Below are 15,401 nucleotides of genomic sequence, written 5' to 3'. Positions count from 1 at the left end.
TCAGCCCTGCACGACAGGCGTTTGCCCGCGCAGGACCGAGTTGCCCTCGAACAGCGCGCGCTGGTCCACGGCGGGCGCCTCCCCGAACTCCGCGAGATCGAGCCGGCCGCTCTGCGCAAAGAAGGCGAGCGGGTTCTTCCAGACGATCCGCTGGATCACCTCGTCCGCGATCCCGTTCTCGCGCATCCGCGCCGCCGTCTTCGGCACCTTCAGGGGGTCGCTCACGCCCCAGTCCGCCGCGCTGTTGATCAGGATCCGCTCCGCGCCGTACTTCTTGACCAGCGCGACCATCCGGTCTTCGTCCATCTTCGTGTTCGGGTAGATCGAGTGGCCGGCCCAGCAGCCGGTCGCGAGCACGAGCGGCAGCGTCTCCTCGTTGTTGTGATCGACGAGCACGCGCTCCTCGGGGAACTTGAGCTCCCGCACCAGGGCGAGCGTCCGCTCGGTCCCCCGCTTCTTGTCGCGGTGAGGCGTGTGCACGAGGATGGGGAGATCGTGCGCTCGCGCGAGCTCGACCTGCAGGGCGAAGTACTTCTCTTCCTCGGGCGTCATGTCGTCGAACCCGATCTCGCCGACCGCGACCACGCCCTCCTTGTCGAGGTAGCGCGGTAGGAGATCGATGACGCCCTGCGCGACGCGCGGGTTGTTCGCCTCCTTGGGGTTGAGCGCCAGCGTGCAGAGGTGGCGGACGCCGAACTGGCTGGCCCGGAAGCGCTCCCAGCCGAGCAGGGACGCGAAGTAGTCCTCGAACGTGCCGACGTGCGTCCTGGGCTGCCCGAGCCAGAACGCGGGCTCGAGGACGGCGGCGATGCCGGCGTCGGCCATCGCCTGGTAGTCGTCCGTGGTCCGCGATGTCATGTGGATATGAGGATCGAATAGCTTCACTGGTCCCTCCGCCTCGGGCGCTTCACTCGGGGATGCGCGTCGCGCGCTCGTGCTCGTGCTCCGGCGTGAGCAGGCCGATGTCCGCCGGGACGCTCCGGCCGGCCGCCCTCCGCTCGCTCGCGAAGTCCTCTGCCATCCTGGCGAGCTCGCTCGTTCGGCGCCGCTCCAGCCCGACGATCCGCGCGAGCGCGACGCCCATGAACATGGCCTTGAGGACCATCTGGTTGAAATTGAGGTCCGGGAAATACGCCGCCGGGTAACGGTTCTCGCAGGCGATCGCCTCGAAGACGGGCAGCTCGTTCGTGCGGCACGCGTCGACCGCGAGCGAAAGCAGGCGCTCCGCGCCGGTCACGAGCGGCAGGGCCCGCAGGAGCGCTTGCCGTTCCCGGCTATCGCCCTGCTGATAGCAAGTCCAGAGCAGCGACTCGACCTCCATTTCGGGCAGGCGCCTCGACACGAGCGCGAGCAGGGTCACCCGGCCCAGCTCGTCCAGCCGCCAGCCCTCCACCGCCCTGGAGCCCAACGCCGCTTCCAGCGCGTCGCGCTCGTCCGCTTGAAGCGCGAGCGGCGCCTTGCCGAGCGCGCGCGCTGCGGCGGTGAACGTCGACAGGAAGTGGTCGACATCGAACCAGGTGGACGTCTCGCCGGCCACCGCATCAGGCGCCTCGCGCACGAGCCGGGCGCGCGCACCAATCCCGGTCACCTGCTCGACGCGCTCTCGCCAGGAGCCGGCCGCAGACGGAATCCGGCGTGACAGGATTTCGAGCAGCAGTAGGGAAGCGTCTTGCATTGTAGTTGCGTTCACCGTTCCCGGTTGGGCGCACAATCGCGACGTCGGAGATGCGGCGCCATGAGGTGGAAATTTATACCAAGGGGCGCGTTGTTCGGATAGTCTCCTACGGCATGATGGACCAGAAGCGTTTCCTTTTGTCTTTCATGCCCATCGCGGCCGCCGTCGTCGGTCTGAGCTTCACCTTGAATGGGTGCGGGGGCGATGAAAATAACGGATCAGGGGGCAGCGGAGGAGCCGGCCCTGGCGGAACCGGCACGGGGGGGGGCGCCACCACCGGTCCGGGCTCGGGGCCGGGCTCGGGCTCCGGCACGGGCGCCACGACGGGCACGGACGCTTCCGCGGCGACGACGGGCAGCGGAGGCGGTCCGGCGGCGACGACGAGCGGAACGGGGGGGTCGGGCGCCGGCGCGACGACCGGAACCGGCGCGGGCGGGAGTGGGACGATCGAATGCGACGAGCCGGGCGGGACCGTGCCGCCGCTCAAGCTCACCGAGGTGGCCAGCGGCCTGCGTAGTCCCGTGTTCGTGACGAGCGAGCCGGAAGATGCCAGCCGCCTCTACGTGGTGGAGCAGGGCGGGACCATCCGGCTCATCAGCGGAGGCGTGGTGCAGAGCACCCCGTTCCTCGATATCACCGCGCAGGTCCAGCAGATCCAGTACGACGAGGATGAGCGAGGTCTCCTCGGGCTCGCGTTCCACCCTGAATATGCGACCAACGGGCGGTTCTTCGTCTACCACAACACGAGGTCGAGGACGCTGGCCCTTCGGGAGTTCAAGCGTTCGGCGTCCAATCCGGATCAGGCGGAGCCGGCGCAGGTCCGCGAGCTCTTCTCGTTCCCGGTGCTGGTCGGCAACCACAACGGCGGGATGCTCGCGTTCGGTCCCGATGGAATGCTCTACGTGGGCGTCGGCGACGGCGGCGGCGACACCTCGAATCCGGACCCGGACAACAACGGGCAGAACATCGAGGTGAAGTACGCGAAGATCCTCCGCGTCGACGTCGACAACCACCCGACGCCCCCGGCCGGGAACGTCGCCGGCGGAGACCCGTTCGTGTGGAATTACGGGCTGCGCAACCCGTGGCGCTTCAGCTTCGACCGCTGCCGGGGCGATCTCTACATCGGAGACGTCGGCGGCCGCCTGTTCGAGGAGATCAACGTCCAGCCGCGCGGCGAGGGCCACAAGAACTTCGGTTGGAGCGTCACCGAGGGGGACGTCTGCCTCCAGAGCGACCAGGGAATCGAGTGCACCTCGCCGATGATCACGCCGCCCGTCAAGCGCTATGATCACGACAACGGCGACGGCTCGATCACCGGCGGCTACGTCTACCGCGGCAGCAAGATCCCGGCGCTCCGGGGCAAGTACCTGTACGGGGACTTCGCGTCGGACCGGGTGTGGATGTTCACCTGGCGGGACGGCGTCGCCACGCCCTCGAGCCCGACCGATCTCGGCACCCAGCTCAGCCAGGACCTCAACTCCGTGAGCACCATCGAGGGCCTCGCCTCCTTCGGCGAGGACGCCGCGGGCGAGCTCTACATCGTCTCTTACGGCGGCAGGATCTTCCGGATCGATCCGGAATAGGTCGTCCCGCGCCGCGAGGCCGTCACGCCGTTCATCGTGGGTTCACGCTGTCCGAAGAGCAGCTTGCCAGATCTGGATCCGAGCTATGCAGAAGAAGTCGATGTTGGGGGTTGGTTGGGTGCTCGCGCTCGGGCTGCTGAGCCGCGGAGCAGCCGCCGGAATCGATGATCTCCAGGGGACCAAGGCGGGCGAGATGCCGCAGCCGAACAACCTCGGCACCGCCGAGCGCTGCGCTGGATGCCACCGCGCGGAAGGCCAGGACCCGCTGGATTACATGCCCACAGACACGTGGGCAGGCACCATGATGGCCAACGCGTGGCGCGATCCGATCTTCAAGGCGGCGCTCACGATCGCCAACCAGGACGTGCCGGGGATCGGCACGTTCTGCTTGCGCTGCCACTCTCCGGTGGGCTTCGTGAACGGGAGGGCGGCGGCGCCGGACGGCTCGGGGTTCGACCCGAACGCCGCGTCCGACGGGAAGATCGTCGATGGCCAGGGGGTCAGCTGCAACGTGTGCCACCGCGCGAAGCCGACCCTCGGCGACGACGGCAAGCCGTCGTACCACCTCGGCAACGCGCAGCTCGTGTTCGACACCACGCCGGAGGCCGCCGGGTTCACCAGCACGCCCGTGATGTACGGGCCCTACGAGAACGTGGAGTCGAACTCCCACGTCGGCGAGCGGGACCCCATGCTCGCCGGCTCGCAGTTCTGCGGGCAATGCCACCAGGTCACGAACCCGGAGGTCCTGCTCAGGAACGCGGACGGCACCGAGACCACGATCGAGTTTCCGCTCGATACGACCTTCGAGGAGTGGGCCTCCAGCGACTTCCGCGACGGCGGCGCGGACCCTCGGAGCTGCGTCGACTGCCACATGAAGAAGAAGACCGGAGAGCTGGCCGTGGCCGATCTCGGCCCGCTCCGCACCGATCCGCGCGACCACGTCCTCGTCGGCGGCAACCACTGGGGCATCCAGGCGGTCATGGCGGCCGAGAAGGAGTACGTCGCGGAGCGCGAAGCCTCCTTCCAGCTCGCGCTCGACCGCACCCTCGAGAGCCTCGCCTCGGCCGCCTCGGTCACGCTCGTCGAGGCCCCCGAGGAAGCGAGGCCCGGCGACGAGATCGCCGTCACCGTCCGCGTCGAGAACCTCACCGGCCACAAGTTCCCGACCGGCTACGCCGAGAGCCGGCGCGCCTGGATCGCCGTGTTCCTCGTCGGCGAGGACGGCGTCGAGCGGCCGCTGCTCGGCGGCTACGACGCGGACACCGGCGAGATCCAGCACGAGCCGCCCACCCACGAGTACCGGGCCGTGCACGGGCGCTGGGACGGCGACGCGGGCGCGGGGGAGAAGGAGGAGCACCTCGCGCTCCACGACATGATCATCTCCGACACGCGCATCCCGCCGAAGGGCTTCGTGCCGTCGCGGACGACCGAGCCGACGCCGGAGATCGACTTCGGCGACGGGAACGGCGGATACCGCAACTACGACGAGGCGCGCTTCACGCTCACCGTCCCCGCCGGCGCCTCCGGCGCCCAGACGCTCTCGGCGCGCGTCTACTACCAGTCGATGACGAGGGAGTACATCGACTTCCTGCGCTCCGAGAACGTCACGGACGACCTGGGAGAGCGGCTCCACGCCATTTACGAGGAGACCGGCGAGGCGCCGCCGATCCTCGTCGCGAGCGCCGACGCGTCGATCGATCTGGGGGAGGCGCCCGACAACACCGGCGGCGGCGACGCCAGCGGCGGCGGCGACGCCAGCGGCGGCGGCGGCGACGGCCCGACCGGCGGCGGCCCGGACGGCGCCCGCGAGGCGGGCGGGTGCGGCTGCCGGACGCCCGAGGGCGGCCACGGCGGGTGGCTCCCCGCGGGCCTCGCCGGGCTCGCCCTCGCCTCCGCCGCGGCCCGGCGGCGACGCGCGTACCGGCGGCGCTGAGCGCCGTCCGTCACGAGCAGCAGCGCCGGGGCGGGCGCGCCGCGCGTCCGCCCCACACCTTCGCGGCGCGCCCTTTTCGCTCGCCTCGCCCCCCGACGACGGCATAGATAAAGCGCGCCGAGCGCCTCCTCGGCGAGCCTCGCCTTGTCCATCTCCCGCCTCGTCGATCCCCTGCTCGTGCTCCTCGTCGTCGCGGGCATCGGCCTCGCGCTCTCCGGCGGCGGCTTTCCGTACCGCGCGCGCTGGTCGAAGGTCGGTCGGGCGCTCGCGTGGGGCGCCTGGCTCGCGCTGTGGCTCCTCTCGATGCCCGAGGTCTCCAGCGCGATCTCGCGCCGGATGAGCACGGCGCCGCGGGACCTGCGGCCGGAGCTCGCCCAGAGCGCGCCCGAGCGGCGGGTCCTGATCGTCCTCACCGCCGGGATCGACGCCGACGAGTTCGGCACGCCCGCCTTGGAACGGCAGACGGCGGACGGCATCGAGCGCGGCCTCGGCGCCGCGCGGGTCTACCGCACCTACGGCTTCGGCCACGTCATCGTCTCGGGGCGGGACCTCCGGCGCGCGCCCACCGAGCTCGCCGGCGCCATGGCCGACCTGCTCGTCGAGCTGGGCGTGCCGAGGAAGAAGATCATCCTGGAGACCGAGTCGCGCGACACCCGGGAGAACGCCCTCCACTCCGCCCGGATCGCGCGCGGCCTCTCGCCCGACGCCGTGGTGCTCGTGACGAGCGCGCTCCACATGCCGCGCTCGCTCCGCATGTTCGAGCGCGCGGGCCTCGACGTGCTCCCCGCGCCGGTCAGGTTCCAGGCGCCGCCGCACGAGGGGCCGGGGCGGCTGCTCCCGTCGTCGCTCGCCCTCCTGCGATCGCACCGCGCCGTCCACGAGCTCGTGGGCCTGCTCGAGCCGTAGCCCGCGCGATCGCGGCGAGCGAGCGAGCGAGCGCGCGAGCGCTCGGGCCCGCGCGATCCGTGGCCGCGGCGCCCGTGGCCGCGCCCCGCGCTACCAGGTGACCTTCTGCGAGCCGCGCACGAAGCGCCACAGGCCGACCACGGCCGCCGCGTTGAGGACCACGAACGTGCGCGCGAGCGCGCCGAGCTTGCCCGCGGCGCCCCCGAGCACCGCGAGCAGGTAGAACGCCGCCTGGCCGCCGAACAGCGCGCGCGTCGCGTAAAGCGTCCACGACGCGTCGCCGCTCGACTCGGCGCCGATCCAGGCGGTCGTCGACGTGAGCAGCAGCGCGACGAGCGCCCAGGGGCACACGAGGCGAAGCAGCTTGTGCGAGAAGATCTCAAACCAGGACGGGTTCCGGAACGGGACGAGCAGCGCCGGGAGCAGCGAGAAGAGCTGGTAGTTGCCCGCCAGCGTGCGCACCTTGCGGCCGAACTCGCGCTCGTCGCCGAAGGCGTCGTCGTACGCGATCGCGTCCTCGGCGAAGAGGATCGAGCGGCCCTCGAGCCGGAGCCGCATCGGCACCCACATGTCGTCGAGGATGACGCCCTCCGGGAGCTGGGTCATGTCGGCGCGACGGATGGCGTAGATGGGGCCGGTCACCCCGACCATGCTCCGGAACCGCCCCTCCTGGAGGCGGATCCAGTTCTCGTAACGCCAGTACGCCCCCGAGCCCGCCGAGCCCTTCAGCACCAGGTTGCCGGAGACGCAGCCCGCGCCGGGATCGGCCAGGAGCCGCACGAGCGCGCGCAGCGCCCCGGGCACGAGCGGCTGGCGGACGTCCGTCATGAGCAGCACCTCGCCCGTCGCGACCCCGAGCATCGTGTTCACGCCGATCGGCTTGCCGCGCCGCGCCTCGCTGACGATCAGCTTCACCCGGGGGTCGCGCTCCGAGAGCTGCTGGGCGACGCGCACCGTGTCGTCGGTCGACCCGTCCGAGTAGAGCAGGACCTCCAGCTTGTCCCTCGGATAGTCGAGCGCGAAGAGGCTCTCGACCTTCGCCGGCAGATACGACGCCGCGTTGTAGACGGGGATGCACGCCGTCACCGTGGGGACGTAGCTCGGGTCCTCCTTCCGCTGCGCAGGCCAGAGGCGCGCCAGGATGCCGATAACGATCGGGTACCCGAAGTACGTGTACACGAGCACCGCGACGGCCAGGAAGGAGGCGATGACCACGCTACACTGTAAAGCGCCGGTCGGGGGCGCTTGTCAATCGACATGGAGGGACGCCGCCGAGCCCCAGCGGTTTGCGTCGCTCGCGCGTCACGCGGCGCACGCGATGTCGAAGCGCGGCGCTCGTCGCATCGAAGCGCGGCGCGCGCGATTCGGCGGCGCGCTCCGCGCGCGATTCGGTGACGCGCTCCGCGCACGATTCGGTGACGCGCTCCGCGCACGATTCGGTGACGCGCTCCGCGCACGATTCGGTGACGCGTGCTGCACGCCGCGCGCGATCAGTCGCGCACCTTCACGCTCCGGATGACGTCCCCGTCCACGAGCGCAGCCCACGGCCCGGCGGCGACGCCGACCGCCGCGTACTGGCCGTCGAGGTGCGGCGCGCGCGCGTGCATGACGAAGAGCTGGCTCGATCCTGTGTCGCGGCCGGCGAGGGCCACGCCGACGCGCAGCGGCTCGAACGGGACCGGCGACGTCTCGCAGCGGAGCGCCGGCCTGCCGGGCGGACCTCCGGCGCCGTCGCCGAACGGCGCGCCGAACTGGGTGACGAAGCCCGGCACCACGCGGTGGACGATCTTGCCGTCGTAATAACCGGAGCGCGCGAGATCCACGAAGCGGGTCACCGCGACCGGCGCGAGCGCGGGGTCGAGCGTCATCGTGAGCTCGCCGGCGTCCGTGTCGAAGGTCAGCGCCGCCGGCGCGCGCGCGAGCGCGGAGGCCTCGGCCGGCAGCTCGCCGGCCGGCGGCGCGGCGGCCGGCCGCCCGGCGTCGCCCGGCGGCCCGGCGTCGCACGCGACCTTGCGGCCCCGGAGCACGCCGAGCGCCGTCCCCGCGCGCGCCCGCGTCGTGGGGTAGCTCGATCGGCAGAGCTCCTCGAGCCGCGCCTCGGCCTGCTTGAGCGAGAGCGCCCCCGCCGCGTCGATGACCGCGCCGATCAGCTCCGGATCGTCGCGCACGCCAGGGCGGTCGAGGAGCGAGAGCAGCGCGCCCTCGATCGCGGGCGACGTGACCGCGGCGGGCGCGCCCTTGTCGTCGAGCCGCCGCTTGCGCTTCCGCTTCCCCTGCGCCGGCGCCTCCGACGCGCGCTGGGGCTGCCGCGCGATCACCTCCGCCGCGGCGGCGACGAGGCCCGGCTCCTCCGCGGCGAGCGCCTTCGCGAGCAGGTCGGGCGCGCCGTCGATCTCCTCGTGCGAGGCGATGAGATCGATCGCGGCCTCCCGCGCGCGCAGGTCGCCCGACGCGGCGTAGGCGCGGTACGCGGCGAGCCGCGCGCCCGTGATCGCCTCGCGACCGATCACCTCGACGACCGCCCGGGCGCCGATCGAGCCGCGCACCGGCGCGGCGGCGTCCGGCTTGCTCTCCGGATCCGGAGGCGCCGTGACGTCGCAGCCGAGGAGCAGCGGATCGCGGTAGTTCGCGCCGGCGAGGAGCTTGGCCGCGCCGCAGCGGAGCCACGCGAGGCGGCGGAGGATCGCCGCGGGCGCGCTCGGCGGCGGCGGCAGGGCGGCGAGCTCGCGGAGCGGCTTGCGCGCGGCGCCCGCGGCCCCGAGCGCGTCGAGGGCGGTGAGCAGCACGCCGAGGTCCTCGCCCACGAGGCCGGTGAGCGCGATGGGATCGGCGCTCGGGACGAGCGCGGGGAGCGCGTCGGCGAGGGCGCGCTGGCCGGGCGCGCCGAGCCGCTTGAGGGCGCGCGCGGCCTCGGCGCGCTCGCTCGCGGAGAACACGCCCTTCGTGCCGAGCACGCGCGCGAGCTCGGGGGCGGCCGCCTCCCCTGCCCGGCCGAGCGCGCGCACCGCGAAGAGCCGCGCGTCGCCCGCCTCCGCGAGCCGCGCGGCGGCGACGTCGCGGATGCGGGGGATGACCGTGAGCGGGACGTGCTCGAGCCGCCCGATCGGGTAGAGCGCCTCCGGGACCGGCGGGCTGGCCGCGCTGCCCGCGGCGAGGTTGAGCAGCGCGACGAGCGTCTCCTCACGCAGCTTGAGCTTGATCGCGGCGAGATCTCCGAGCGCGTACGCCGCGTGGATCGCGCGCTCGCGCGGCCCCTCGAGCCACGCGACGAGCGTCGGCTCCGACGCCTCGGCGCCGCACCGCCCGATCGCCCGGGCGAGCGCGCCGCCGGCGTCGAGCCGCGGCGCTCCCGCGGGTGCGCCGGCGCTCGCCGACGCGGCGCCGCTCGCCGACGCGGCGCCGCTCGCCGACGCAGCGCCGCTCGCGGGCGCGGCGGCGCCCGGCGCGGCGCCGCTCGCCGACGCAGCGCCGCTCGCGGGCGCGGCGGCGCCCGGCGCGGCCGCCCGAGCCGGGCGGGCGTCGCGGGCGAGCGCGCGCGCGACGAGCGCGGAGACCGTCTCCGCCTCGTGGCCCTTGCACGAGAACCCGAGGCCGTAGGCGGCCCACGCGACCACCTCGTCATCCTCGTCGGCGAGCGCCCGCGCGAGCCCTGGCCGCGCCGCGTCGCCGCCGATGCGCGCGAGCGCCCGCGCGGCGGCGCGCCGCACGTCGACGTCGCGGCTCTGCTGATCGGCGGCGCTCACCTCCAGGGCGGCGCGGCGCTGCTCCGCGGCGAGGAGGGCGTCGAGCCGCGCCTTCGCGCTGGCGCTCGGGGCCGGCGCCGCCGCGGAGCTCCCCGCGTCCGGCGCGGGGCCGGGCGCCGGCTGCCCGGTGCAGGCGGCGAGCGGCAGGAGCAGCGCGAGGAGCGGGGAGGGTCGCCGTCTCGGCATGATCACGTCTCACCCCGGCGCGCGCCGTCGAGCAGCCAGTCGGCGCTCTCGCAGAGGATCTGCCGGCGGCGCATCGCGCGCGCGTCGAGCCACATCGAGACCACCTCGTGACCGCGCAGCCACGCGCGCGCAACCATCGGAGCGCGCACGTGCGGCGACGGCAGCGCGCAGGCGTCGATCCCGACCTCGCGGAAGTTCTGGAGAGCCCTCGCCATGTGCCAGGGGCAGGTGACGATCGCCGCCCGCCGCGCGCCCATGCGGCGCAGGAGGGCCGCGCTGAAGATCGCGTTCTCGTGCGTCGTCAGCGACCAGAGGTCCTGCAGGATGGCGTGGGCCGGGACGCCGGCGCGCAGCAGCTCGGCGGAGAGCACGCGCGCCTCGATCTGCGCGCCCCAGCGCCGCCCGCCGCTGGCGATCACCCACGGCGCGACGCCGTCGCGGTAGGCCTGCGCCGCGCGCGCCGCGCGGCGCGCGCCGGGGGCCGCCGGGCGCCCGGACGGGAGCATCCTGCAGCCGAGGACGACGATGGCGTCCGCGTGGAGCGGCATGCGCCCGACCATAGCCCATCGGCCGTGGCCGTCGCGCATCTGCTGCAGCGGGGCGTGCCCTGCCCTCCGGCCGCCAGGACGCCGCCGCGGCCTCCCGCGCCGCCGCCCCCGCCCCGCCGCGGCCTCCCGCGCCGCCGTCACCCGCGCCGCCGCCGTCACCCGCCCCGCCGTCACCCGCCCCGCCGTCGCCTCCCCCGCCCTGCCTGCGGAGCCCCCCGCGCCGCCGGCTCCAGGCCGATACGTGACCGGCCGGCGCGCCGCCGCTCGCCCGCAGCCCGCGCCGGCGCAGCCGCCTTCCTGGCGCTTTCGCGGCCTGTCGCTGGGCTGCCGCCTACCCCGCAACTACATTGGCGCCGTGCCCCTGCTCCCCCGGCCAGGTCTCCACGTCTGCGACCTTCCTTGCTCCCGGTGCACCTGCCGGCTTGACGCTGCCCGCGCTCGGAATCTAATAGCTCTACCTTGAAACGGGCGGGGTTCAGCGAGCGAGGCAGGATGCGGATCAAGATGTGGGGGGTTCGCGGAAGCATCCCCACGCCCGGTGCAGGCACGGTCGAAGTCGGCGGCAACACGAGCTGCTACGAGATTCGTGCCGGTGAGACGCTGGTCATCCTCGATGGCGGGACGGGGCTCCGTCTCCTCGGCCAGGAGCTGGTCAAGGAGATGCCCTTCGAAGCCTGGATGTTCTTCAGTCACGTGCACTGGGATCACATCCAGGGCTTCCCGTTCTTCACGCCCGCGTTCGTGCGCGGGAACAAGATCCACCTCTACGGCGGCCTCAACGTCTCGCGGACGCTCGAGGAGACGCTCGCCGGGCAGATGGACTACCCGAGCTTCCCGGTGCACCTCACGGAGATGGGCGCGGCGATGACGTTCCGCGATCTCTACGAGGGCGAGGTGGTCACGATCGGCCCGAACGACGACGTGCGCGTGACCAACGCGCGCGGCAACCACCCGAACGGCGTCTACGCGTACCGCGTCGAGCACGAGGGCAAGGTCGTCGTGTACATCACCGACTCCGAGCACTACGCGATCGTGGATCCGAAGCTGAAGAAGCTCGCCATGGGCGCCGACGTGCTGATCTTCGACGCGATGTACACGCCCGAGGAGTACGCGGGCGAGGTGGGCGGCGGCCCGAAGACGGGCTGGGGTCACGCCACGTTCGTCGCGGGCTGCGAGCTCGCGAAGGCCGCGGGCGCGAAGCAGCTCGTCCTGCACCACCACGACCCCAACCAGACCGACGCCATGGTGCGCGAGAAGGAAATGCGCGCCCGCGAGCTCTTCCCGAACACCATCGCCGCGCGCGAAGGCACCGTCATCGAGATCTAGCGCGTTCGGCCCCCACCTCCGGGACAACGCCCCCACGCTCAGCCGCGTCCGAGCTCCGCCCCACACGGAGCCGAGCGGCGGTCGCCCGCACAGGAGACGGGCCCAGATCGGCGTTTTCGGCGCGCAGGCGTACTCAAGTACGCCGAGCACCGAAAACGTCGAGGTGGGCCCGTATCCGAAGCGGGCGACCGCCGCTCGTCACGCGCTCTTGGCCATCGGCTCGCGGGTGATCTCCTCGATGCGCGCGCGCATCCGCTTCTTCGCGCGCTCCTCGATCTGCCGCACGCGCTCCTTGCTGACGCCGAAGTCGGCGCCGAGCTGCTCGAGCGTCACGGGGCTGTCGGTCAGCCAGCGCTGGCTCATGATGCGGCGCTCGCGGGGCGACAGCTCGCTCACGACCTTCTGCAGCGCGCGCGAGAGCTGCTCGCGCTCGTCGGCGGCGCAGGCCTCCTCCTCGGGCGTGTGCGAGCTCGACGCGAGCCGCTCCATCGGGGCCACGCCGTCGTCGCTCGGAGAGCGCTCCAGGCTGACGTCGCGCGCCATGAGCAGCGGCAAGAGCTCGGCCGCCCGCTCCTCCGACAGGCCGCTCAGCTCCGCCAGCACCGCCGGGTCCTTCTCGTGCGTCTTGCGGTAGATGCGCAGCGCGCGGCGCTCGCTCTTCGACGAGCCGAGGCGCACGATCCGGTACCCCCGCGCCACGTGCTCGCGGATCTCCGCCCGGATCCAGTAGGCCGCGTAGGTCGCCAGGCGGCAGCCGCGGTCCGGATCGAAGCGCTCCGCCGCCTTCAGGAGGCCGATGTTCCCCTCCTGGACGATGTCCTCCATCGGGAGCCCCCACCGGCGGTACTCGAGCGCGATCGTCATGACGAACGGCAGGCAAGCCTCGATGAGGCGCCGGCCGGCGTCCCGGTCACCAGCGCGCCAGCGGAGCGCGAGCTCCCGCTCGGCCTCCGGGCTCAGGGTGGCGTAGTTCGCGAGCTCTGTACGATAAGCCGAGAATGCCGCACGATCCCAGGTGGTGCTCATGGTCTCTTTGCTCTCCGCCGCGCGCCGATCAAGGAGGACGTGGGTCGAGAGACCCGTGCGAACCGGTGGGCGGCACCAGGCCAGATGCAGGCGCGATGCCGGGATAAACCCTACGAAATCGCCTTTTTTTGCGCTGGAATGCGCAACGTGTTCGGATCCCCGGAGGGACGCGAAAGCTTTGCGGGAAAGCGAAGGAGCACGGATGCGCGGCGCTGAGCGCAGATCCACGGCGCGCGAGCGGCAAATGAGAACGGGATGTTGCGTCCAGGTTTCCGGCGTGGGCCGAGCGGCCCGCGCGGAGGGCGTGGGCAGCGCCCGCGGCGCCGTCCGCGCGACGCTTGCGCCGATGACCGCGGTCGCCGCTGCGCCCGCGGAGGGCGTGGGCAGCGCCCGCGGAGCCGTCCGCGCGACGCTTGCGCCGATGACCGCGGTCGCCCCTGCCCCCGCGTCGCGCGCGCCGCTGACCACGGTCGCCCCTGCGCCCGCGGACCGCGCGCCGATGACCACGGTCGCCCCTGCCCGCGCGACGCTCGCGCCGATGGCCGCGGTCGCCCCTGCCCGCGCGGCCCGCGTCGTGATATCCGGAGAGCAGTGAGGACACGCGTCGCGAGCTCCGTCGCGTGCATCGCCGCCTGCCTGGCGACGCTCGCCTTGCTCTCGCGCGAGGCGGAGACGCCCGCGGCGAAGGCGCGGCGCGGGCTCTCGCGGCCCCTCCTCCACGCCCTCGCGCCGGACGACGAGGAGATCGACGGCGTCGGCTGCGACCCGAACGCCCTCGACCGCGGCATCGCGGTGCCCACCGGGGCGCCGACCTCGCTCGGCTGCGAGCAGGCGCGCGCCATCGTCGCCCAGGCCCGCACCACGCTGGCCGCCCCGCCGCTCCGCATCGATCCCGCAAAGTTTGCCGAGGCGACCTCCGACTGGCTCGATCCGCACGGGCTGTGGTCGGTCGCGCCCGACGCGCCCGTGGGGGCGTCGCTGCGGCGGGAGGCCGCCGCGCTCCTCGCCGATCTGCAGGCGCCCGTGGGCAGCGGGCCGTGCTCGGCGGCGCTGCGCGTGGGCCAGGAGCTGTCCCGGTGGTCGCGCGAGCTCGACGGGATCTTCGACGAGGGCTACCGCCGCGGGCTGGCCCGCCCGCCCGCGACGGCCGCCGAGGCGTGGGCGCTGATCTCCGCGGCGCCGTTCGAGGACGGCGAGGTGACGCGGAGCGCCCGGGATCTCGCGCGCGAGCTCGGCCGGGAGGTCGGCGCGCTGCGCGCGCACTTCGGGGAGCCGCTCGCGCGCTACGCCGACGCCGTGCGCGAGCGCGCGGCGCCCTCGATGAGCGACGAGGGCTGGGCGCGCACGGTGATCGCGGCCGCGGTGCGCGCCTACGTGCCCCAGCTGGACGCCCACGGCGCCTGGGCGCCGCTCGAGGAGGAGGTCTCCATCTACGACCTCGATCTCGAGGCGCACCCGCCCGCCCGCCTCTGGCAGGAGATGACGCGCACGGCGATCGGGGTGCGCGTCGATCGCGGCGCGCTCGCGCCGCTCGCGGACGGCGACGTGGTGATCCGGATCCAGGACCTCCCGATCTCCGGGATGAGCGTCGAGCAGGCCGAGCAGCTCGCCGTGCTCGCCGACGTGCGCCCCGGGACGACCGCGCGCGTGGCGCTGCTCCGGCGCGGCGCCGCGGCGCCGCTCGAGCTGAGCGTGGCGCCGCACCCGATCGGGCCGCAGCCCGCGGAGGCCGCGCCGGCGGAGCTGCCGCTCGATCTGGTGCGGTTCGGCGACGGCAAGGTCGCGGTGATCACCATCCCCGACGTCCCCGACGACCTCGGGGACCGGGTCGCGGCGGCGCTCCGCCGCGCGCGCGCGCAGGGCGACACGCGGGGCGTGATGCTCGACGTGCGCGCGAACGGCGGCGGCTCGACCGACGGGGCGATCGCCGCGCTGGGGCTGTTCCTGCCGGGCGTGCCGCTGTTCCCGATGCGGCGCCGCGACGGCGGCGTCGAGGTGGAGCGCTCGCCGGACGTGCCCACCGAGCGCGGGTGGAGCGGGCCGCTCGCGGTGCTCGTCGACGGCGACTCCGCGAGCGCGGCGGAGATGATCGCCGGCGCGCTCGGCAGCTACCGGCGCGGCGTGGTCATCGGCGATCGCACCTACGGCAAGGGGTGCGCCCAAGAGTACCTCGACGACGACGCCCACGTCGGCGTCCTGCGCCTCACCACGCTGCTCTACGCGCTGCCGGACGGCGCGCCGGTGCAGAAGGTCGGCATCGTGCCGCAGGTGCAGCTCTCGCTGCCGGCGACGAACGAGCGGGAGGCGCGCGTGGACCGGGCGCTCGGCCCGTGGCGCGGCCCCGACGTGCGCGATCTGCACCGCGTGCGCGAGGTGCCCTGGCCGGCGCACGCGGGGCGGGTGGGGCCCTGCCGCGACGAGACGATCTGCCGCGCGCTGCGGTCGCTCGGCGCCGTGCCGGCGGCGGCGCGCTGA

General features: G+C 73.6%; 12 protein-coding genes. 6 read left to right on the top strand and 6 right to left on the bottom strand.

What is annotated here, in order from left to right:
• Complete coding sequence (locus WME83_RS06485) at window positions 1-885, bottom strand: TatD family hydrolase (protein ID WP_437318375.1); 885 nt, start codon at window positions 883-885, stop codon at window positions 1-3.
• A gap of 22 nt (window positions 886-907) precedes the next feature.
• A complete protein-coding gene (locus WME83_RS06480) occupies window positions 908-1,711 on the bottom strand; it encodes an EboA domain-containing protein (protein ID WP_437318374.1) in 804 nt (267 codons plus the stop codon).
• Between the two features lie 77 nt (window positions 1,712-1,788).
• On the opposite strand from WME83_RS06480, the gene WME83_RS06475 reads away from it, so the two are divergent.
• The 3 genes from WME83_RS06475 to WME83_RS06465 all read left to right on the top strand — a co-directional run bounded on the left by WME83_RS06475 (window position 1,789) and on the right by WME83_RS06465 (window position 6,097).
• The gene (locus WME83_RS06475) at window positions 1,789-3,258 is read left to right on the top strand and encodes a PQQ-dependent sugar dehydrogenase (protein ID WP_437318373.1); all 1,470 of its coding nucleotides are present in this window, start codon (window positions 1,789-1,791) and stop codon (window positions 3,256-3,258) included.
• 100 nt (window positions 3,259-3,358) lie between these two features.
• Window positions 3,359-5,191, top strand: coding sequence for an MYXO-CTERM sorting domain-containing protein (locus WME83_RS06470; protein WP_437318372.1), 1,833 nt, complete (start codon window positions 3,359-3,361; stop codon window positions 5,189-5,191).
• A gap of 144 nt (window positions 5,192-5,335) precedes the next feature.
• Window positions 5,336-6,097, top strand: a complete 762-nt coding sequence (locus tag WME83_RS06465) for a YdcF family protein (protein WP_437318371.1) — start codon at window positions 5,336-5,338, stop codon at window positions 6,095-6,097.
• Window positions 6,098-6,187: 90 nt separating this feature from the next.
• Here WME83_RS06465 and WME83_RS06460 read toward each other — a convergent pair whose 3' ends face one another.
• The 3 genes from WME83_RS06460 to WME83_RS06450 form a co-directional block, all read right to left on the bottom strand.
• Window positions 6,188-7,312 (bottom strand): glycosyltransferase family 2 protein, encoded by a 1,125-nt coding sequence (locus WME83_RS06460; RefSeq protein ID WP_437318370.1) that lies wholly within the window; start codon window positions 7,310-7,312, stop codon window positions 6,188-6,190.
• A 275-nt stretch (window positions 7,313-7,587) separates the two neighbouring features.
• On the bottom strand, window positions 7,588-10,026 hold the full coding sequence (locus WME83_RS06455) for a peptidylprolyl isomerase (RefSeq protein WP_437318369.1): 2,439 nt from the start codon (window positions 10,024-10,026) through the stop codon (window positions 7,588-7,590).
• 2 nt (window positions 10,027-10,028) lie between these two features.
• The gene (locus WME83_RS06450; RefSeq protein ID WP_437318368.1) at window positions 10,029-10,574 is read right to left on the bottom strand and encodes a YdcF family protein; all 546 of its coding nucleotides are present in this window, start codon (window positions 10,572-10,574) and stop codon (window positions 10,029-10,031) included.
• A gap of 504 nt (window positions 10,575-11,078) precedes the next feature.
• Between WME83_RS06450 and WME83_RS06445 the strand changes: the two genes are divergently transcribed.
• Complete coding sequence (locus WME83_RS06445) at window positions 11,079-11,900, top strand: MBL fold metallo-hydrolase (protein ID WP_236644465.1); 822 nt, start codon at window positions 11,079-11,081, stop codon at window positions 11,898-11,900.
• A 198-nt stretch (window positions 11,901-12,098) separates the two neighbouring features.
• Here the strand turns inward: WME83_RS06445 and WME83_RS06440 are convergent, their stop codons facing one another.
• Window positions 12,099-12,926 (bottom strand): sigma-70 family RNA polymerase sigma factor, encoded by an 828-nt coding sequence (locus WME83_RS06440; RefSeq protein ID WP_061621450.1) that lies wholly within the window; start codon window positions 12,924-12,926, stop codon window positions 12,099-12,101.
• A gap of 277 nt (window positions 12,927-13,203) precedes the next feature.
• Between WME83_RS06440 and WME83_RS06435 the strand changes: the two genes are divergently transcribed.
• Window positions 13,204-13,521 carry a hypothetical protein gene (locus WME83_RS06435; RefSeq protein ID WP_437318367.1) on the top strand — a complete coding sequence of 106 codons (318 nt, stop codon included), beginning with the start codon at window positions 13,204-13,206 and terminating at the stop codon, window positions 13,519-13,521.
• Window positions 13,518-15,401, top strand: coding sequence for a S41 family peptidase (locus WME83_RS06430; RefSeq protein WP_437318366.1), 1,884 nt, complete (start codon window positions 13,518-13,520; stop codon window positions 15,399-15,401). Before WME83_RS06435 ends, WME83_RS06430 begins: the two co-directional genes overlap by 4 nt.

The organism is Sorangium sp. So ce385, assembly GCF_051474135.1.
In the GTDB taxonomy this organism is placed as follows: Bacteria; Myxococcota_A; Polyangia; order Polyangiales; family Polyangiaceae; genus Sorangium; species Sorangium cellulosum_D.
The sequence above is the reverse complement of the archived record's forward strand: the minus strand, read 5'-3'. Positions and strand labels throughout refer to the sequence as shown.